Source organism: Streptomyces sp. CHD11, from assembly GCF_018638295.1.
Classification (GTDB): Bacteria; Actinomycetota; Actinomycetes; order Streptomycetales; family Streptomycetaceae; genus Streptomyces.
In genome coordinates, this window is the sequence record NZ_JABTTS010000009.1 from 67836 (window position 1) to 88299 (window position 20464).

Genomic DNA, 20464 nt, shown 5'->3' on the forward strand with positions numbered 1-20464 from the left:
GAGCCTATCGGCCCGCGGGGGTGTCCTCGGAGTGCGGTATCTCACCGGGCGGCTCCCCGAGCAGCAGTCGCTCCAGCTCCGCGCGTCCGGGCAGGGCCCCGGGCCGGACGATGTCACCGGTGCGTACGTACAGGAAGGCGGCTGTGACGTTCTCCACCGGGATGCCCTGCTGCTCGGCCCAGGCGAGACGGTAGACGGCGAGCTGGAGCGGGTCGGCGGTGCGGCCTCGGCCGGTCTTCCAGTCGACGATCTCGTACGTCGTCCCCTGTGCGCCGTCCTCTCTGTACACGGCGTCGATGCGGCCGCGGACGACGCGGCCGCCGATCGTCAGCTGGAAGGGCGCCTCCACGCGGTACGGCGTGCGGCGGGCGTACTCGGTGTGCTCGAAGGCCTCCTTGAGGGCCTCCAGGTCGCGCTCGTCGTCGATCTCGGCGTCGCTGCCGGGCAGCTCGTCCGGGTCGAGCATGGGCAGGGTCAGCGCCTCGAAGCGTGCCTCGACCCAGGCGTGGAAGCGGGTGCCGCGGCGGGCCGCGGGCTGCGGCGGGCGGGGCATGGGGCGGGCCAGTTCCTGTGCGAAGCCGTCGGGGTCCTCGGCGAGACGGAGCAGCTGGGACGTGGTCAGCGAGGCGGGGAGCGGGACCTCGGTGACGGCCGCGCGGGTGCGCAGCAGCTCTCCGGTGAGCGCGTCGAGGTCGCGGTCCCAGGATGCGAGCGTACGGGCCTCCTCGGGCGTGAGGGGGTGCTCCTCCGGCGGTCGGGCGGGCCGGCGCCGCTCCGTGCGGGGGCGTCCGCCGGCTTCGGGGGGTGTCGCCTGGTGCGGGACGGTGGGGCGGCCGGTGGTCCAGGAGTCCCGGTCGCCCGGGTCGCCCGGGTCGCCCGCATAGCGCGGCTCGTCCGGCTCGTCCAGGTCGCCCGGATAGCGCGGCTCGTCCGGGTCGGTGTCCGCGAAGGGGTCGTGCCCGGGGAGGGCGTCTTCCGCGGGCCAGGGCTCGTCGTCGTCCGGTGGTGGCGGCCAGTCCGGGTCGTCGTGGGTCTCCGGATCGTGTACGGCCGTGGCGGGGCCGTCCGGGTGCGCGGCGAGGCCGTCCAGGTGGGCGAGGACGGTCTCGGCGGCCGCGCGCCGCAGGACGAGGGCGTCGTCGTCCAGGGGCAGCGGCCACACCTGGTCGTCGCCGGCCCGGCGCAGGGCGGGGTTCTCCTCGTCCTCGGCGGGCTCCTCCGCCCACGCCTCGATCTCGCCGTGTCCGGCGGCGCAGTGATCGTGGAGGGACCGGAGAAAAGCGGAGGGGCCGCGCGGCTTCTTCTGACTGGGGCCCCACCAGTGGCCGGAGCCGAGCAGCAGGGAGCGGGGGCGGGTGAAGGTGACGTAGCCGAGGCGCAGCTCCTCGGTGTACTGGTGGTCGTTCATCTCCTGGTGGAAGTCCTTCAGGCCGCGGGCGTCCCAGGAGGGGACGTCGGGCAGGGTGTCGGCGTCGCCGCGCAGGGCGTGGGGCAGCACCTTGCCCTGCGCGGTCCACTTCTCCCGGCCCCGGCCGCTGGGGAAGGTGCCGGTGACCAGTCCGGGGACGGCCACGACGTCCCATTCGAGGCCCTTGGACTTGTGGGCGGTGAGCACCTTGACGGTGTTCTCGCCGCCGGGCAGCGCGTTGTCGAGGCCCTTCTCGTACTGGGCGGCGGTGCGCAGGAAGCCGAGGAAGGCGAGCAGGCCGGCCTCGCCGTCGCCGGCGGCGAAGGATGCGGCGACGTCGAGGAAGTTGGAGAGGGTCTCGCGCCGGCGGGCGGCCAGGGCGTGCGGGGACGCCGACAACTCGACCTCCAGGCCGGTGACGGCGAGGACACGGTGCAGGACGTCCATGAGGGGGTCGGCGAGAGAGCGGCGCAGGTCGCGCAGTTCGGCGGCCAGGCGGGCGAAACGCACGCGCGCGTCGGCGGAGAAGGGCAGACGGTCGTCGTCGCCGTGGCCGTCGAGCGGTGTCTCCAGGAAGGTGTCGAGGGCGTCGGCGAGGGAGATCACCTCGGCCGGGTCGACGCCCTCGACGGCTTCGGCGAGCCGCCGGTCGGGGTTGTCGTCGTCCTCCACGCGCGCGTGGGAGACCAGCAGCCGCGCGCGGCGCCCCAGCAGGGCGAGGTCGCGGGGTCCGATGCGCCAGCGGGGGCCGGTCAGCAGCCGTACCAGGGAGGCGTTGGCCCCGGGATCCTGGAGGACTTCGCAGACGGCGACCAGATCGGCGATCTCGGGCAGGTGCAGCAGCCCGGACAGGCCGACCACCTCGACGGGGACGTCCCGGGCGACGAGGGCGCCCTGGATCTCGGCGAAGTCCGTCGCCGTGCGGCACAGGACGGCGATCTCGCCCGGCGCCTTTCCGGTGTTCACGAGGTGGGCGAGGGAGTCGGCGATCCAGTCGATCTCCTCCGCGTGGGTGGGCAGCAGGGCGCAGCGGACGGTGCCGTCGCGTTCGGCGCCCGGGGCGGGGCGGAGTGCCTCGACTCCCGCGTGCATGGCGCGCAGGGGCTCGGCCAGTCCGTTGGCGAGGTCGAGCAGGCGGCCGCCGCTGCGGCGGTTCTCGCTGAGCGACTGACGGGTGGCGGGGCGGCCGTCGGCGCGGGCGAAGTGGTCGGGGAAATCGTCGAGGTTGGCGACGGAGGCGCCGCGCCAGCCGTAGATGGCCTGGCAGGGGTCGCCGACCGCGGTCACCGGGTGGCCGGTGCCGCCGCCGAAGAGTCCGGCCAGCAGGACGCGCTGGGCGACCGAGGTGTCCTGGTACTCGTCGAGGAGGACCACGCGGAACTCGTCGCGCAGGGCGCCGCCCACCTCGGGGACAGCGGCGAGCCGGGCGGAGAGGGCGATCTGGTCGCCGAAGTCGAGCAGATCGCGTTCGCGTTTGGCGGCCCGGTAGCGCAGCACCAGTCCGGCCAGCTCTCGCCGCGCGGCGGCCGCCTCGGGGACCTTGCGCAGATCGGCGTTGGTGAGCTTGATGTGCTCCAGGGTGCGCAGCAGCTCGGCGTCGTGGGCGCGCAGGTCCTCGGGGCGCACCAGATGCTCGGCGAGCTCGCCGTCGAGGGTGAGGAGGTCGCCGACCAGGTCGGGGAAGGAGCGGGTGAGCGCCGGGTAGGGACCGGGTGCCTCGCGCAGGACGCGCGCGGCGAGCTGGTAGCGGGTGGCGTCGGCGAGCAGCCGGGAGGTCGGTTCCAGGCCGATGCGCAGGCCGTGGTCGGTCAGGAGGCGGCCCGCGAAGGCGTGGTACGTGGAGATCACCGGCTCGCCCGGGGGGTTGTCCGGGTCCGACGGGAAAGGGACGGCGTGAAGCGCCGTCGCCGAGGGGCGGTGGCCGGGTGACGGGAGGGGGTCGGGGTCGGTGACGCCGGCCTTGAGCAGCGCCTTGCGGACGCGTTCGGCGAGCTCACCGGCGGCCTTGTTGGTGAAGGTCAGGCCGAGTACCTGTTCGGGGGCGACCTGGCCGGTGCCGACGAGCCACACCACGCGGGCCGCCATCACCGTCGTCTTGCCCGACCCCGCTCCGGCCACGATCACCTGCGGGGCGGGCGGCGCGATGATGCAGGCCGTCTGCTCCGGGGTGAACGGGATACCGAGGAGCTCCTTGAGCTGTTCGGGATCGCTGATGGGGGCGGGCACACACAGAATCTAGCGGCGGGCACTGACACCGGAAGCCGACCGAGCCATCGGTACGCGTATCACCGCAGGTCGGGAGAGGTGGTGCGATGCGTCACGCTCGTCACTCGACGACGTGTCGGCCCTCGGGGCGGGCGCTGCACGAGGCACGGAACGCGCAGTGGGTGCAGTGCTGGCCCGTGGTCGGGGTGAACCGTTCGTCGAGGACCTTCCCGGCGGCCGTGGCCAGCAGATCACCGACCCACTCGCCCTCCGGCGGCTCCTGGGCCTGCACCTTGGGCAGGGTCTCGCCGCCGTCCCGTTTCGCCGCTCCCTGGCGCAGCTGGACGAGCTCGGCGCCGCCCGGTTCGGGACGCGCTCCGCCGAAGGCCGCGTCGACGGCGCCTTCACCGACGGCGAGCTGGTAGACGGCGAGCTGCGGGTGGCGCTCGACCTCCTTGGCGCTGGGCGCGCCTTTGCCGGTTTTGAAGTCGACGACGTACGCACGTCCCCCGCCGTCGGTTTCGACGCGGTCCATCTGGCCGCGGATGCGCACCGCGTAGTCGCCCGCCTCGAGGGTGACGTCGAAGTCGTGCTCGCTGGCCACCGGGGTGCGTCCGGTGCGGTCCATGACGTGCCACTTCAGGAACCGTTCGAGCGCCACGCGCGCGTTCTCCTTCTCCTGCGACGACTTCCACGGCGCGTCGAAGGCGAGCGCGTTCCACACGGAGTCGAGGCGTTCCATGAGGACGGCGAGATCGGCCGGGGTGTGCCCGGAGGCCACCTCGTCGGCCAGCACGTGCACCACGTTGCCGAAGCCCTGGGCGGCGGTCGCGGGCGCGTCGGCCTTCACCTCGCGGCCCAGGAACCACTGCAGGGCGCAGGTGTTGGCCAGTTGGTCGAGGGCGCTGCCGGAGAGCACGACGGGCTGGTCGCGGTTGCGCAGCGGGACCTTGCCCTCCGTCGGGTCGAACATGCCCCACCAGCGGTAGGGGTGCGCGGACGGCACCAGCGGGCGGCCGTCCTCGTCGGCGAGCGCGGCGAGCCGGGCCAGCCGCAGGGCCGCGGCCCTGCGGAGGGTGTCCGAGACCCGGGGATCGACGGTGGTGGCGCGCAGTTCCGCGACGAGCGCGGCGACGGACAGCGGGCGGCGGGGCCGCCCGGTGACGTCCTTGGGTTCGACGCCGAGTTCGGTCAGGAACCGGGAGGGCTGGTCGCCGTCGTCGGCGGGGGCCTTCACGGCCGTCACGACGAGGCGCTCCCGCGCGCGGGTGGCGGCGACGTAGAAGAGACGGCGTTCCTCGGCGAGCAGTGCGCCGGGGGTGAGGGGTTCGGCGAGTCCGTCACGGCCGATGCGGTCGGCCTCCAGCAGGGAGCCGCGGCGGCGCAGGTCCGGCCAGAGTCCCTCCTGGACGCCGGCCACCACCACCAGGCGCCACTCGAGTCCCTTGGAGCGGTGCGCGGTCATCAGGCGCACGGCGTCGGGGCGGACGGCACGCCGGGTGAGGGTGTCGGCGGCGATGTCCTCGGCCTCGGTCTCCTCCAGGAAGTTCAGGGCACCCCGGCCGCCGGTGCGTTCCTCGGCGCGGGCGGCCGTCGCGAACAGGGCGCACACGGCGTCCAGGTCCCGGTCGGCGTTGCGGCCCGCCGCGCCGCCGCGCCGGGCGGAGCGCTCCAGGCGCCGGGGCCACGGTGTGCCGTTCCACAGCTCCCACAGAGCCTCTTCGGCCGTGCCTCCGTCCGCCAGGCGCTCGCGGGCCCGGCGCAGCAGGGAGCCGAGCCGCTGGGCGCCCCGCGCGTAGACGGGATCGTGCACGGCGAGGCGCTCCGGCTCGGCCAGTGCCCGTGCGAGCAGCTCGTCCGAGGGTGGGGGCAGCGGGTTGCCCGCGGCACGCTCCTCCTCGCGCAGGGCCCGGCCGAGCCGGCGCAGATCGGCGGCGTCCATGCCGGCGAGGGGGGAGGTGAGCAGGGTGAGCGCGGTCTCGGTGTCGAGCCAGCAGCCACCGGCCCCGGCGCCGGGCCCGGCCCCGGCGCCGGTCTCGGACGCGGCTCCGGTCTCGGACGCGGCTCCGGTCTCGGACGCGGCTCCGGGCCCGGATGCGGCTCCGGGCCCGGCCTCGGCTCCGGCGTCGGCTCCCGCTTCCGCTCCGGCATCGCGGTGAACATCGGCTCCGGTCTCGGACGCGGCGCCGGGCCCGGCGCCGGTTCCGGCACCCGAACCCGCCGCGGTTCCTGCGTCGGCTCCCGGACCCGGATCGGCCCCGGCTACGGCCCCGGCATCGGTCTCGGTCTCGGTCTCGGTCTCGGTCTCGGTCTCGGACACGGACACGGACACGGTGTGAGGTCCGGCGCCCGCGCCGGTTCCGGCACCCGCCGCGGCTGTGGCCGCGGTGTTGTCCCGGTCGGCCGCCGCCGCCGTCGCCACCGCGCGCAGGGCGGTCAGCAGCGGGGCCACCGCCGGTTCGTGGCGCAGGGGCAGGTCGTTGCCGTCGACGTCCACGGGGACGCCTGCCGACGTGAGCGCGCGGCGGACGGTGGGGAGGGTGCGGGCTCCGGCTCGCAGCAGGACGGCCATGTCGCCCCAGGGGACCCCGTCCTCCAGGTGCGCCCGGCGCAGGATGTCGGCGATGTTGTCCAGTTCCGTGCCGGACGTCGGATACGTGTACACCTCGGCCCGGCCGCCCTCCCGCACCGGGGTCAGCTCCCGGTGGGCGCGGACCTTCTCGGCGGGAAGCCGGGACAACGGCATGCGCCGGGTCAGCCGCCGGGTGGCCTCGAGGAGGGTGGCGCCGGAGCGACGGGAGGTGCGCAGCACCTCGACCGGGGCCGGACGGCCGTCCGCGCGGGGGAAGGCGTGGGGGAATTCCAGGATCCCGCCCACGTCCGCGCCCCGGAAGGCGTAGACCGACTGGTCGGGGTCGCCGAAGGCGACGAGGGTGCGTCCGCCGGCCAGGGCGTGCAGCAGGCGTACCTGGGCGGGGTCGGTGTCCTGGTACTCGTCGACGTAGACGGCGTCGTACCGCAGGGCGAGCTGCCGGGCGATCTCCGGGCGGCGGGCGAGGAGCACCGCGCGGTGGACGAGTTCGGCGTAGTCGAGGACACCCTGCAGGTCGAGGACGTCGAGGTACTCGGCGAGGAAGGCGGAGGCGGCCCGCCAGTCGGGGCGTCCGATACGGCGGGCGAAGGCGTTCAGGGCGTCGGGGCCGAGGCCCAGTTCCCGGGTGCGGGCGAGCACCGCGCGGACCTCGTCGGCGAAGCCACGGGTGGTCAGGCAGGCGCGCAGCTCGTCCGGCCAGCGCACATGGGCCAGCCCGAGCCGCTCCAGGTCCACCTGGCCGGCGAGCAGCTCACGGACGGTGACGTCCTGTTCGGGGCCCGACAGCAGCCGCAGCGGCTCCGCGAAGAGGTCGCTGTCCTGGTGGGCGCGGATCAGGGCGTAGCAGAACGAGTGGAAGGTGGTCGCCTGCGGCGCGTGCGCGGCACCGATGCGCAGGGCCATGCGGTCACGCAGTTCGACGGCCGCCTTGCGGCTGAACGTGAGGACCAGGATCCGCCCGGGGTCCTGGCCGCGGGCGGTCCTGGCGGCCACGGACTCGACCAGCGTGGTGGTCTTCCCGGTGCCCGGACCTGCGAGAACGAGCAGGGGGCCGGTGGTGTGCTCAACCACGGAGCGCTGCGCGGCGTCCAGCCCAGGGGGATCCACGCGAGCCGGCGGGGTACGCACCAGTCGATAAGCGCCGCGGTTCCCCTGACGCACCGAGGGGTGCGACAGGCCGCTGGTGGAGGAAGAGGTGCTCACGTGGTTCGCCGGTCCTGGTGGGTGTGCTGTGGGGTCCTTCGCCGCGTGTGCGGGGCGGTGGGCGGGTGATGAAGGGGACACGCTCTGCCGACGCTACGCCGGTGAAAATCGCGGAGGCATACCTTCCGCTTCTTCCCTCCGGCCCCTCACGGCGCACCTGTCCCGCATCTCACGAACGTACGTCATGCCACGGATGTGCCGTGTTTCCCCCGGACACGTCAGAGGTCACACGGCAGCGTGCGCGAGGGTGGAGGCTGACAGGTGTGACCCCCGGTGTCCCCGCCGCCGTCCCATCGCGCGCGTCTCATGTCGAGCCGCGGCACATGGTCCTGTGCGGCCCGGCTCATCTCCTTCAGCGGTGTGCCCTCCGCGCGGTAGTGGCCGAGGGTCCTCAGCTCATGGCCCGGCAGCAGCACACCGTCCGCGCGGACCACGCGCCACCACGGCGCGGCTCCCCCGTACAGGGCCATCACGCGCCCGACCTGCCGGGGCCCGCCCTCCCCCAGCCACTCGGCCACGTCCCCGTACGTCATGACGCGGCCCGGCGGGATCAGCTCGGCCACTTCGAGGACCCGCTCGGCGTACTCGGGCAGGGCATCCGCGTCCTGTGGGCCGCCGTCGGACGGAAGGCTCTCCTGGCTCATCCGCCCCATCCTGCACCACGCCACCGACAACGCGACGCTCTCACGGGTGTGCGGACGACTCGCCCCGGGGCAGCGCCTCGGGCAGACTGTGCCGCCCCGCTTTTCGACCCTGATGCCCCCTTGTGGCGATACGGCATGCCACCATCGTGCGGGCGGTGACCGGTGATACGAGATCGAGAAGAGACGATGAAGCAGCAGGGCGCGGACCCCGAGGACACGGAGGGAACCCCTGACGCCTCGTCGCGCCCGGACACCACGGACGGCGACACCGCGGACGGCGACAGCGCCGACCGTGACACCGCGCACATCGACGAGGTGGAGGGCGACGAACCGCTGCTTCCCGCGCGGGTGCACCGCCCCTCCGATCTCATGCGGCTCCTGGGCGGCGTGCTGGCCGTCGTGATTCTGCTGGCGATCGCCGCGTTCGCCCACGGCACCACCTCGGGGCTGGAACAGGACATCACCAAGGGCACCGGTCAGGCGCCCGACCTGCTGATCAAGATCGCCGGACTGGCCTCCAGCATCGCGATCCTCCTCGTACCGGTCGCCTTCGCCATCGAACGGCTGATCAAACGGGACGGTCTGCGGATCGCCGACGGCGTGCTCGCCGCCGTCCTCGCGCACGGCGTGACGCTCGCCACCGACCTGTGGGTGGCACGTGCCGCTCCGGGCTCGATCCAGGAGGCGCTCACCCAGCCCTCGCCGGGCGACCTCCACGCCCTCACCGACCCGGTGCACGGTTATCTGGCTCCGGTCATTGCGTACATGACGGCGGTCGGGATGTCCCGCAGACCCCGGTGGCGCGCGGTGCTGTGGGTCGTGCTGCTCCTCGACGCCTTCTCGATGCTCGTCACCGGGTACACGACCCCGTTCTCGATCATCCTCACGGTACTGATCGGCTGGACCGTCGCCTACGGCACCCTCTATGCGGTGGGCTCGCCCAACGTGCGCCCCACCGGACGCACCCTGATGGCGGGCCTGCGCACCGTCGGCTTCCACCCCGTGACCGCCTCGCGCGAGGAGGCGGCGGACACCTCCGAGACCGGCGACCGCGGGCGCAGGTACTTCGTCACCCTGGAGGACGGCCCGCCGCTGGACGTCACGGTGGTCGACCGTGAACAGCAGGCGCAGGGCTTCTTCTACCGCGCGTGGCGCAATCTGGCCCTGCGCGGCTTCGCCACCCGCCGCAGCCTGCAGTCGCTGCGCCAGGCCCTGGAGCAGGAGGCGCTCCTCGCGTACGCGGCCATCGCGGCCGGAGCCAACGCGCCCAAACTGATCGCGACCTCCGAGCTCGGCCCCGACGCGGTCATGCTCGTCTACGAGCACAGCGGCGGACGCACCCTCGACTCGCTGCCGGACGAGGAGATCACCGACGCGCTGCTGCGCGACACCTGGCACCAGGTGCAGGCCCTGCAGTCGCGCCGTATCGCGCACCGCAGGCTGGTGGGCGACGCCATCCTGGTGGATCGTTCCGGCACGGTGATCCTCACCGACCTGCGCGGTGGCGAGATCGCGGCCGGCGACCTGCTGCTGCGGATGGACATCTCCCAGCTGCTGGTGACGCTGGGGCTCCGGGTGGGCGCCGAACGCGCGGTGGCCTCCGCGCTGAGCGTCCTCGGTCCCGACACCGTGGCGGACTGTCTGCCGATGCTCCAGCCCATCGCGCTGAGCCGCTCCACGCGCGGAACCCTGCGCAAGCTGGCGCGGGAACGGGCCGAACGCGAGCGCGAGGCGGTACTCGACGCCGCCCGGCAGGCCAAGCCGGCCCACGCGGAGCACGACGGCGCCCACGACGCCGAACAGCCACTTCCCGACAGGTCCGACAAGAACGGCAAGGCCGACAAGAAGGCGGTACGCGCGGAGCAGCGGGCCGAGAAGCGGGCCATCGACGAGGCGCTGGAGGAGGCACGCGAGGAGGATCTGCTCACCCAGATCCGGCACGAGGTGCTGCGCATCCGTCCGCAGGCTCCGGTCGAGCCGGCCCGGCTGGAGCGGGTGCGGCCGCGGACGCTGATCAGTCTCATCGCCGGCGCGATCGGCGCGTACTTCTTGCTCACCCAGCTCACCCACATCGAGTTCGGCCCGCTGGTCGCGAACGCGCAGTGGGGCTGGGTGGCCGCGGCGGTGCTGTTCTCGGCGGCCAGCTACTTCGCGGCGGCCATGGCCCTGCTCGGCTTCGTGCCCGAGCGGGTGCCCTTCCTGCGGACCGTCGGGGCGCAGGTCGCCGGCTCGTTCGTGAAGATCGTCGCCCCCGCGGCGGTGGGCGGTGTCGCCCTGAACACCCGCTTCCTCCAGCGCGCCGGGGTGCGCCCGGGGCTGGCGGTCGCCAGCGTCGGTGCCTCCCAGCTCTTCGGGCTCGGCTGCCACATCCTGATGCTGCTGGCCTTCGGCTATCTGACCGGTACCGAGAAGACACCCTCCCTCTCGCCGTCCCGCACGGTGATCGGCGGCCTGCTCACGGTCGCGGTGCTGGTGCTCGTGGTGACGTCGGTGCCGTTCCTGCGGAAATTCGTCGTCACGCGCGTACGGTCGCTCTTCGCGGGAGTCGTGCCGCGCATGCTCGATGTGCTGCAACGGCCACAGAAGCTGGTCACCGGTATCGGCGGCATGCTGCTGCTCACGGCGTGCTTCGTCATGTGCCTGGACGCCTCGATCCGGGCGTTCGGCGACGAGACGACGTCGGTCAGCCTCGCGAGCGTCGCTGTCGTGTTCCTGGCCGGCAACGCGCTCGGGTCGGCTGCGCCCACACCGGGCGGTATCGGCGCGGTCGAGGCGACCCTGACCGTCGGTCTGATCGCCGTCGGCCTCCCCAAGGAGGTCGCCGCACCGGCGGTGCTGCTCTTCCGGCTGCTGACGCTGTGGCTGCCCGTGCTGCCGGGGTGGCTCGCCTTCAACCACCTCACCCGCAAAACGGCCCTGTAGAGCGGCCTCCCGAGGGGCCGGGGCCCCTACCTCGTACGGGCCCGTGTCCCGCGCGTCCCGCCCCCGGCGACCGCAGGATGGGAAGCATGCCCCACCCCTTCCGCCCGCGCGGCGCCGCCCTGACCGTCTGCGCCCTGATGCTGCCCGCGCTGCTGGCGGGCTGCGGCGGGGACAACCGGGTCCAGGACCTGACGCGACAGGAGCTCGTCTGGAAGGACTGCCCGGCCCCGTCCGAGGAGCAGGGCGCGGGCCCAGCCCCGTCCCCTCTGCCGGGTGCCGGCGGCGAGTGGGGCTGCGCCACCATGAAGGCCCCGCTGGACTGGGACGACCCCGAGGGCGACACCATCGGTCTCGCGCTGATCCGGGCGAGGTCGAGCGGCACGGAGCGCGAGCGCATCGGCTCGCTGATCTTCAACTTCGGCGGTCCGGGCGGCTCCGGCGTCACCACTCTGCCCGCGTTCGGCGAGGACTACGCGAGGCTGCACACCCGCTACGACCTGGTGAGCTTCGACCCCCGCGGGGTCGGCCGCAGCGCGCCCGTGATCTGCCAGGACGACCGGCGGCTCGACGCCCGCTTCCAGCAGGACGCCACTCCCGACGACGCCGCCGAACGCGCGGAACTCCTGGACGGCACCAGGGCGTTCAACGCGGACTGCGAGGAGAACTCCGGGCGGCTCCTGCCTCATGTACGCACCACGGACGCCGCCCGCGACCTCGATCTGATGCGCCGGGTCCTCGGTGACGAACGGCTGCACTACTTCGGCATCTCCTACGGCACCGAACTCGGCGGCGTCTACGCCCACCTGTTCCCCCGGAAGGTGGGCCGCGCGGTGTTCGACGCGGCCGTCGACCCCACACAGACCGCGGAACAGGGCGCACTCGGACAGGCCCGCGGATTCCAGCTCGCCCTCGACAACTTCGCCGAGGACTGCGTCTCCCGGGCCGGGCAGTGCCCCGTCGGAGGCAGCGCGCAGGAGGTCAAGGACCGGATCGCAGGGTTTCTGAAGGACCTCGACAGCGCCCCCGTCCCGGGGATCTTCCCGCGTGAACTGACGCAGACCGCGGCGACCGGCGGCATCGCGCAGGCGCTCTACTCGCAGGATTTCTGGGAGTTCCTCACCGACGGTCTGGAGCAGGCCTACGACGGTGACGGCACGATCCTGATGCTGCTGTCCGACTCGATGAACGGCCGCGGCGAGAACGGCGAATACAGCAACCTCGCCGCGGCCAACACCGCCGTCGACTGCGCCGACGACAGCACCCGCCACACCCCCGGGGACGTGGAGCGCAGCCTGCCCGAGTTCCGTGCGGCGTCCGGGCTGTTCGGCGACTACCTGGCGTGGGGCATGATCGGCTGCACCGACTGGGCGGTGCCGGGTGCCGCCGGTCATCCGGACGTGAGTGCCCCCGGCTCCGCACCGATCCTGGTGATCGGCAACACCGGCGACCCGGCCACCCCCTACGAGGGGGCACGCGCGATGGCGCGAACACTGGGCGAGGGTGTCGGTGTGGAACTGACGTACCGGGGGCAGGGCCACGGCGCCTACCACAGCGGGGATGCGTGCGTGCAGGGCGTGGTGCACGGTTATCTACTGGACGGCAAAGTGCCGGCGGCCGGGACCGTCTGCCCCTGACCGTCCCACCGGTCGCATGTCTTCCCAGGTCAGAGCGTTGTCCACAGGCGCCCCCTGCGGGCGGCGAATCTGCCTACCATGGCACGACCGCCATCCGTGGCACGGTGCGGACGGCCAGCGAGGGGGGAATCGGTACATGACCCGTATCACACGGTGGGCGGCCCTGACGGTCGCCGCCGCGCTGCTGACGGCCGGCTGCACCAGCGCCGGCCCGCCGGACGAGGACTCCGGGAAGGACCGCGGCGACGGCAAGAGCGGCGCGACTGCGCTGGACTGGGGGCGTTGCGAAGCCACCGGGGACGAGCCGGCACCGGACGGCGACTGGCAGTGCGCCACCCTCCAGGTGCCGCTGGACTGGTCGAAGCCGGACGGCCGGACGATCGGGCTGGCCCTCATCCGGGCCGAGGCCACGGGAGACGACCGCCTGGGCTCCCTGCTGTTCAACTTCGGCGGCCCCGGCGGCTCGGGCGTCTCCATGATGCCCTCCTACGCGCCCGTGGTCTCCGCACTGCACGAGCGCTACGACCTGGTCAGCTGGGACCCCCGGGGAGTGGCCGCCAGCGAGGGCGTCCGCTGCCGCGACGACAAGGACATCGAGGCCGCCGAGTCGTCGGTGGACGGCACCCCGGACACCCCGGCCGAGGAGCGGACGTACCTCGAGGACGCCGCCGACTTCGGCAAGGGCTGCCAGGAGGCCGCCGGGCAGCTGATGGCGCATGTGTCGACCACCGACACCGCCCGCGACATGGACCGGATCCGGCAGGCCCTCGGCGACGACAGGCTGAACTACTTCGGCATCTCCTACGGCACCGAACTGGGCGGCGTCTACGCCCACCTGTTCCCCCGCAAGGTGGGCCGGCTGGCGCTCGACGCGGTGGTCGACCCGACCGCCGACACCGTGGGGCACGCCAAGAACCAGACACGCGGCTTCCAGACGGCACTCGACAACTACCTGACGTCCACCGGGCGGGATCCGGGGCAGGGGACGCGGGAGACAGCGGACCTGCTGGACCGGATCGACGCCGAGCCGCTGCCGACGTCCTCGTCCGGACGTGAGCTGACCCAGTCGCTGGCCCTGACGGGCATCGTCCTGCCGCTGTACAGCGAGACCAGCTGGCCGGCGCTGACCAGCGCGCTGGAGGCGGCGCAGGACGGGGACGGCTCCGAGCTGCTGGCCCTCGCCGACGGCTACAACGAACGCGACGCCTCCGGGCGCTACGGCACGACGACCCACTCCCAGCGGGTCATATCGTGCCTCGACGACAAGCAGCGGCCGACCGTGGAGGAGACGAGGAAGCTGCTGCCCGAGTTCGAGGAGCTCTCCCCCGTGTTCGGCTCCTTCCTCGGCTGGGACACGGCCGGCTGGTGTCACGACTGGCCCGTACCCGGCCAGTTCGACACACCGGAGGTGAGCGCGCCGGGCGCGGACCCGATCCTGGTGGTGGGCAACACCGGCGACCCGGCCACACCGTACGAGGGCGCCCGGAAGATGGCGGACGAGCTGGGCGAGGGTGTCGGCGTGATGCTCACCTGGAAGGGCGAGGGGCACGGCGCGTACGGCAGTGGCAGCGACTGCGTCGACTCCACGATGAACGCGTACCTGCTCAGCGGCACGGTGCCGGAGGACGGCAAGGTCTGCTCATGACGACGGCGGGGGCCCGGCCGGAACCGCTCAGTAGATCGGCTTCTCCGGTTCGATCTGGTTGACCCAGCCGACCACGCCGCCGCCCACATGGACGGCGTCGGCGAAGCCCGCGGACTTCAGGACCGCCAGGACTTCCGCACTGCGGACACCCGTCTTGCAGTTCAAGACGATCTTCTTGTCCTGCGGCAGGCTCTCCAGGGCGTTGCCCATGAGGAACTCGTTCTTCGGGATCAGGCGGGCGCCCGGGATGGACACGATCTCGAACTCGTTCGGCTCGCGGACGTCGATGAGCTCGATGCTCTCACCCTCGTCCATCCACTCCTTGAGCTGCTTGGGAGTGATCGTGGAGTCGGCCGCCGCCGCCTGGGCCTCCTCGGACACGACGCCGCAGAAGGCCTCGTAGTCGATGAGCTCGGTGACGGTCGGGTTCTCGCCGCAGATCGCGCAGTCGGGGTCCTTGCGGACCTTGACCTGGCGGTACTGCATCTCCAGGGCGTCGTAGATCATCAGGCGGCCGACGAGGGGCTCACCGATGCCGGCGAGCAGCTTGATGGCCTCGTTCGCCTGGATCGAGCCGATGGACGCGCACAGCACGCCCAGGACGCCGCCCTCGGCGCAGGAGGGGACCATGCCGGGGGGCGGGGGCTCCGGGTAGAGGCAGCGGTAGCACGGACCGTGCTCGGACCAGAAGACGGACGCCTGACCGTCGAAGCGGTAGATCGATCCCCACACGTACGGCTTGTTCAGCAGCACGCAGGCGTCGTTGACCAGGTAACGGGTCGCGAAGTTGTCCGTTCCGTCCACGATCAGGTCGTACTGGCTGAAGATACCCATCACGTTGTCGGCCTCGAGCCGCTCCTCGTGAAGGACCACGTTCACGTACGGGTTGATGCCCTTGATCGAGTCCCGCGCGGACTCGGCCTTGGGGCGGCCGATGTCGGCCTGGCTGTGGATGACCTGGCGCTGCAGGTTCGACTCGTCGACCTCGTCGAACTCCACGATGCCGAGCGTGCCCACGCCCGCCGCGGCCATGTACATCAGTCCCGGGGAACCCAGGCCGCCGGCGCCCACGAAGAGCACCTTGCTGTTCTTCAGCCGCTTCTGCCCGTCCATCCCCACGTCGGGGATGATCAGGTGGCGGGAGTACCGGCGGACCTCGTCTACGGTGAGCTCGGGGGCCGGCTCGACCAGGGGTGGCAGCGACACGGGGACTCCGTTGGTCGGTCAATCAGTACGGTTGTTCTGCGCTTAACACTGCCATGCCCTTTTTCATTCCGAGACACCCGTTCCGATCCGCGAGACGATGTCGTCCCAGTAGCCGGGCAGCGACTCCCAGGGGCCGGTGAGCAGGCCGGGCAGGTGATCGGTGAAGTAGATGGTCGCGGCCCCCTGCCAGCGGGCGATGCGCAGAGCCTCGTCCAGGTGCGGCCCCGGTACCCCGTGGACGAAGTGGCAGAAGCGTTCGGGCGGGTGGTCGGCGGTCCACTCGGCCACCTGCGACCAGCGGTAGTCGCTCCACGCGCCGGAGAAGGTGACCAACTGGTCGGCGTACTCCGCGTAGGCGCGGTGGGGGTGGGTTCCGTGGCCCAGGACGATGTGGGCGTCCTCATGGATCACCCGGAGCGTGCCGACGGTGCGCCGCACCTCGGGGAGGGCGGCGCGGTCGGCGGGGCAGCGGTCCAGGAGGAAGCCGTCGACCTGGTACCAGTCGAGGTAGCGGTGTGCCTCGGAGATCACCTCGCCGAAGGAACGCAGACCGTGGGCGAGGTCGAGGCGGCCGAGGACGCGGACCGCGGCGTTGCGCAGGCGGCCGGCCGCTGCCAGACAGTCCGGGTCGGGCTGGACGCCGGGGCCGTCGGCCACGTCGAGAACCACCCAGTGCAGAGGGGTGCCGGGGCGGCCGAGGCCGTTCCACTCGGCGGGGGCGAGGAGGGGATGCGCGAAGCCGGGGACGCCTAAGCCGGTCCGCACGTCGGTGCTCGCGGTACCCGGTCTGGTGCTGGTCAGATACGGCATGCCGCCTCCATCCAGATGTCGGCCAGGGACTCCTCGAGGTTGATGCGGGGGCGCCAGCCGAGACGGTCCCGGGCGGTGCGTACGTCCGCCTGCTGCCAGGTGCCGCAGCCGTCGGGGTACGGGAAGGCGGCGGGGTTGGTGCCCGCGGCGTGCGGATGGTGGTGGTCGGGGTCGGTGCGGGGATGGCCGATGGTGGGCCTCAGATGCGGGGTGCTGGTCGCGTGGGCCATGTGCGGGACGGGGGCGTGGTGCGGACCGGGCGGGTTGTCCAGCTCGTTGAGGGCGCCGCCGTAGCCGGCCACCCGGGCGAGGATGCCTGCGGCGTCGCGGAGGCGGACGGCGCGGCCCGAACCGATGTTGATGACGCCCTGCGCGGCGGAGAGCGAGGCGGCGTGGACGGCGCGGGCGACGTCGCGTACGTCGATGAAGTCCCGCTGTGCGCCGAGGCCGCCCAGCCTCAGCTCGGCGTCGCCGGACTGCATGGCACGGCGCATGGCCTCGGCGAGGCGGCCCAGCGGGGAGCCGGCGGGGGTGCCGGGGCCCACGGGTGAGAAGACCCGCAGGACCACGGCGTCCAGCGCGGAGCCCAGGACCAGTTCGGTGGCGGCGAGCTTGCTGACGCCGTACGGGCCGCCGGGGCGGGGGACGGCGTCCTCCGCGGTGGAGGAGCCGGGCTGGCTGGGGCCGTACTCCGAGCCGCAGCCGATCTGTACGAGCCGCGCGCCGCAGCCGCTGCGGCGGAGGGCCTCGCAGACGGTGGCGACGGCGACGGTGTTGTGACGGGTGAGTTCGCGGGCGCCGCCCCGTGTGGTACCGGCGCAGTTGACGACCACGCCGGGGTGGACGGCGTCGAGGAACCGGGTGAGGGCGCCGGGGCTGCCGGTGGCGAGGTCGAACCGGACGTCGGCGTCGTCGCCCCGGCCGAGGGCGGTGAGCTGGACGGCGGGGTCGGCCAGGAGACGGTCGGCGACGAAGCGGCCGAGGTAGCCGTTGGCTCCGATCAGCAGGACTCTCATCGGGAGGCTCCTTCGGAGTGCGGAGCGGCCGGGCGGGGGCTCATGTGGGGTTCTCCTTCGGGTGAGGTCTCAGTGGTCGGGGCGAGGCGTCGGGCGCCCCGTGGACTTTCGGCCGGCAGGGCCGGTGCGCCGGCCCCGCCGCGGGTGCCGGGCGGGTACGGGGTCGCGCGCCCCGCCCCGGCGGGACACCGCGGACGGCGGGCGCACGACCCGCTCCCGCTCCGGACGGCGGGTGCGGCCGGTCACCGGGGGCGCTCCGGAGGGATGTGCGCCGAGGCGCGGGGAAGGGTGCGGGAGGCGTGGATCAGGAGGATCAGGGCCGCTGCGCCGCAGGTGAGGGCGGGGACGGCCGCGGGGTTCCAGGCGGTCAGGGTTTCCACCGGTGTGGACAGGGCCGCGAGGCCGGGGAGCCGGGCGGCGACGACCGTCGCCAGGGCGGTGGCCTGGGCGGTGGCCGTGACCGTGAGGATCACCTTCGGCGCGTGGGTGAAGCCGTGGACCGTCAGGAGACGGGCCAGGAACAGCAGGGCGCCCAGGGCGAGCGTCCCGGGGAGCGCCAGGGGCTCGTCGAGCAGTGCGGACGTCGCGGCGAGCAGAGCGGTCAGCACGAGCAGGAACAAGGCGAACGCGCCGAGGAGCACGGGGCGCACCGAGGCCGAGAAGTCCTCCAGTCCCCGGCTGGAAAGGAGCCTGCGGCGGGCGCGGCTGCCGAACAGGTGGGCGGCCCAGGCGGCGGGGGCGCAGGCCAGGGCGAGAGCCAGGACGGGGGCGAGGGTGAGCGGCCAGTGGCCCCCGGTCGTGCCGTCGGGCCAGCCGTCGGGGCCGCCGGCGATCGCCGTGTGCAGCAGACCGTCGCCCAGCAGGGCGTAGCCGATGAGCCAGCACGTCCGGAACGCGGTCGACGAGCGCGCTGGGTGGCCGGAGCCGCTCAGCGGGCCCCGGCGCAGTGCCGCCCGCAACGCGAGGGTGACGGCGAGGACGCCGGTGATCGCCGCGTAGAGACGGGTCTCGCCGTGGGCGAGGCGCATCGCGATCACCGCTGCCGCGCACAGGACGCCGGGCAGGAGGGGGAGCAGGGGGGCCGGGGCCGTCCGGTGGGAACCCTCGCCGGCGGGTGGGGTGAGCGGGGCGGGGCGGGCGGAGTCGGAGTCGCGGGGGACCCGGGCGTAGAGCTCCTCGGCCAGGGAGAAGACGTCGCGGTGGCGGAAGCGGGCGGCGGTCCGGTCGGTGATGCCGTGGGCCTCCAGACCCGCCGCGATCTCCAAGGGGTCCACCGCCCTCAGGCACAGGTCGTGGTGGCGGTGCAGCAGTGCCTTGACCGGGTCGGCCGCACCGGGCGTGCTGCGGTTCAGTTCGCCCAGGTCGCTCATCGGGCTGTCTCCGTCGCGGGTACTGGGGCGTCCGTCGCCCAGGTGGGGACGGCGCGGGGGGTGGGCTCGGTCCAGTGGCCGGGTATGTGGGCCTCGGCGGGGGCCGCGAAGGGCAGGAGGGGGTCACCGCCGCCGTCGAGGGCGGGGCGGCGGACCGGCGTCCGCGCGACGATCTCCAGGTAGAGGCCGTCGAAGGCGGCGACGTTCTGTTCGACGGTGAACAGTTCCAGTGCACGGGCGCGGGCGGCGGCCCCGAGGCGTGCGCGGCGTTCGGGGTCGCGCAGCAGGGAGAGGCACGCCTCGGCGAGCGCCCGTGGATTGCGCGGTGGTACGACGAGGCCGGTGCCGCCGATGACCTCCACGACGGCGCCGACGTCCGTGGAGACGGTCGCGCGCCCGCAGAGCATGGCCTTGATCAGGCCGACGGGGAACCCCTCGACGACGCTGGACAGGACGGTCACGGCCGCGCCGGCGGAGGCGTCGGCCGGGGCCCCCTGGTCGGGGTTGCCGGATTCCTCGAAGGAGACGGGATGGTCGCCGACCGCGTGCGGGCCCTCGGCCTCGTCCGGGAAGAGCTGAGCGGCGAGTGCCTTGCAGTGACCGAGGTAGGCGGCCCCCTCGGGACCCGTCGGGCCGCCGACGATCCGCAGGCGGGTCTTCGGTTCCCGCGCGCGGACGGCCGCGAAGGCGTGCAGCAGCGAGACCAGGTCCTTGGCCGGTTCCACCCGGCCGGACCAGACCAGGGTGTGCGGGTCTGCGCTCTGCGGGGACTCCCCCGCCTCGGTGAAGGGCGTGGCGTCCAGGCCCGGGTACACCGTGCGCAGCTTCGCCCGGTCGGCGCCGCAGCGCTCCTGCCAGCGGCGGGTGTGCGTGTTGCCCGGGGTGATGAACGCGGCGCTGCGGTAGGTCTCGGCGGCGACCTTGCCGTGGAAGGCGGCGAGCAGCGTACGGACCGCGGGGGGCGCGTCCGGGCGGGTGAGGTAGTGGGTCCGCAGCCGCACGCCGTACTCGGTGAGCAGGAGCGGAACGCCGAGGAAGTGGTGCGCGAGCAGACCCGGAAGGGCGGCGGCTCCGCCGGTGGCGGCGTGGCACAGGTCCACCGCGCCGAGCCCGTCCTCCTCGTACCAGTCCAGCGAGAGGGGGCGCAGGGCGCGCTCCAGGTGTGCGGCGACGGCCAGCAGGTCCTGGACGCGGGCCTCGCGCGTGGCGCGCCGGGCGCCGGGCGCACGGCAGGCCCGCTCCAGGGTGCGTACGGCCGTCTCGGAGCGGAGCGCGGCCACCAGGCCGCCCTCGTCGCGGGCGAGTTCGGCGAGACCGTGGAGCGCGGTGGTGAAACGGTCCGCCTCGGGGGTCGGGCCGTCCGCCGGGGTCGTGGCCGGGGTCGTGGGGTCCGCGGGGGCGCAGAGGGCGGCGGCCAGTGCGCCGTAGTGGTCCGAGAAGCGCCGGCGTGCGCGGCGGCCGTACACCACTCCGTCGTCCTCGGCCGCCCAGAGCGGCGCGGTGCGCACCCTGCGGACCTGGGGCGGCAACGGGACCCAGCCCGCGTCCTCCTGGGCCTGCCCGCCGCTGAACGCATAGACGTCGAACTCGTGTTGCCCGAGCCCGCGCACCAGGCGGTCGCACCAAGGCCCGCCCTCACCGCTCACATACGGATAGCCACCCTCCGTAAGCAGTCCGATGCGCACGTGTGCACCCCCGATCTCCCGTGTGAGGAGCCGCCGTTGGCCGGCGGCTCGCAGCGGGACGAACGTATGCGGAACACGTGGTGGCGTGATGGACGGTTGTCCATCACGCCACCAGAAGGGGTG

The 20464-nt window shown here is 73.4% G+C and carries 11 protein-coding genes; 3 read left to right on the forward strand and 8 right to left on the reverse strand.

The window, feature by feature from the left end:
- Positions 1–4 precede the first annotated feature (4 nt).
- The 3 genes from HTV45_RS11040 to HTV45_RS11050 form a co-directional block, all read right to left on the reverse strand.
- Positions 5–3634: a UvrD-helicase domain-containing protein gene (locus HTV45_RS11040; protein ID WP_215205514.1), complete on the reverse strand. Its 3630-nt coding sequence runs from the start codon at positions 3632–3634 to the stop codon at positions 5–7.
- 100 nt (positions 3635–3734) lie between these two features.
- A complete protein-coding gene (locus tag HTV45_RS11045) occupies positions 3735–7313 on the reverse strand; it encodes an ATP-dependent DNA helicase (RefSeq protein WP_308309428.1) in 3579 nt (1192 codons plus the stop codon).
- A 314-nt stretch (positions 7314–7627) separates the two neighbouring features.
- Complete coding sequence (locus tag HTV45_RS11050) at positions 7628–8053, reverse strand: MGMT family protein (RefSeq protein ID WP_215205515.1); 426 nt, start codon at positions 8051–8053, stop codon at positions 7628–7630.
- Between the two features lie 186 nt (positions 8054–8239).
- Here HTV45_RS11050 and HTV45_RS11055 point away from each other — a divergent pair, with 186 nt between their 5' ends.
- The 3 genes from HTV45_RS11055 to HTV45_RS11065 all read left to right on the forward strand — a co-directional run bounded on the left by HTV45_RS11055 (position 8240) and on the right by HTV45_RS11065 (position 14254).
- Complete coding sequence (locus HTV45_RS11055) at positions 8240–10975, forward strand: lysylphosphatidylglycerol synthase transmembrane domain-containing protein (RefSeq protein ID WP_215205516.1); 2736 nt, start codon at positions 8240–8242, stop codon at positions 10973–10975.
- A gap of 86 nt (positions 10976–11061) precedes the next feature.
- On the forward strand, positions 11062–12609 hold the full coding sequence (locus HTV45_RS11060) for an alpha/beta hydrolase (RefSeq protein ID WP_215205517.1): 1548 nt from the start codon (positions 11062–11064) through the stop codon (positions 12607–12609).
- A gap of 136 nt (positions 12610–12745) precedes the next feature.
- Positions 12746–14254: an alpha/beta hydrolase gene (locus tag HTV45_RS11065; protein ID WP_215205518.1), complete on the forward strand. Its 1509-nt coding sequence runs from the start codon at positions 12746–12748 to the stop codon at positions 14252–14254.
- 27 nt (positions 14255–14281) lie between these two features.
- Here the strand turns inward: HTV45_RS11065 and moeZ are convergent, their stop codons facing one another.
- The 5 genes from moeZ to HTV45_RS11090 form a co-directional block, all read right to left on the reverse strand.
- Entirely contained in the window at positions 14282–15460 is a 1179-nt protein-coding gene (gene moeZ / locus HTV45_RS11070; RefSeq protein ID WP_215205519.1) for an adenylyltransferase/sulfurtransferase MoeZ, read from the reverse strand.
- A 63-nt stretch (positions 15461–15523) separates the two neighbouring features.
- The gene (locus tag HTV45_RS11075) at positions 15524–16270 is read right to left on the reverse strand and encodes a spherulation-specific family 4 protein (protein ID WP_215205520.1); all 747 of its coding nucleotides are present in this window, start codon (positions 16268–16270) and stop codon (positions 15524–15526) included.
- Positions 16258–17286 (reverse strand): NAD-dependent epimerase/dehydratase, encoded by a 1029-nt coding sequence (locus HTV45_RS11080; RefSeq protein WP_215205521.1) that lies wholly within the window; start codon positions 17284–17286, stop codon positions 16258–16260. Before HTV45_RS11080 ends, HTV45_RS11075 begins: the two co-directional genes overlap by 13 nt.
- Before the next feature lie 242 nt (positions 17287–17528).
- Entirely contained in the window at positions 17529–18656 is a 1128-nt protein-coding gene (locus HTV45_RS11085; protein WP_215205522.1) for a hypothetical protein, read from the reverse strand.
- Entirely contained in the window at positions 18653–20341 is a 1689-nt protein-coding gene (locus tag HTV45_RS11090; protein WP_215205523.1) for a DUF3492 domain-containing protein, read from the reverse strand. The genes HTV45_RS11085 and HTV45_RS11090 overlap by 4 nt, the downstream gene beginning before the upstream one ends.
- Positions 20342–20464 lie beyond the last annotated feature (123 nt).

What these genes read in the sequence shown, in the direction of transcription:
- HTV45_RS11050 (WP_215205515.1), bottom strand. Translation starts at nt 8,053, where the DNA reads ATGAGCCAGGAGAGCCTTCCGTCCGACGGCGGCCCACAGGACGCGGAT.
- HTV45_RS11055 (WP_215205516.1), top strand. Translation starts at nt 8,240, where the DNA reads ATGAAGCAGCAGGGCGCGGACCCCGAGGACACGGAGGGAACCCCTGAC.
- HTV45_RS11060 (WP_215205517.1), top strand. Translation starts at nt 11,062, where the DNA reads ATGCCCCACCCCTTCCGCCCGCGCGGCGCCGCCCTGACCGTCTGCGCC.
- HTV45_RS11065 (WP_215205518.1), top strand. Translation starts at nt 12,746, where the DNA reads ATGACCCGTATCACACGGTGGGCGGCCCTGACGGTCGCCGCCGCGCTG.
- HTV45_RS11075 (WP_215205520.1), bottom strand. Translation starts at nt 16,270, where the DNA reads ATGCCGTATCTGACCAGCACCAGACCGGGTACCGCGAGCACCGACGTG.
- HTV45_RS11080 (WP_215205521.1), bottom strand. Translation starts at nt 17,286, where the DNA reads ATGAGAGTCCTGCTGATCGGAGCCAACGGCTACCTCGGCCGCTTCGTC.
- HTV45_RS11085 (WP_215205522.1), bottom strand. Translation starts at nt 18,656, where the DNA reads ATGAGCGACCTGGGCGAACTGAACCGCAGCACGCCCGGTGCGGCCGAC.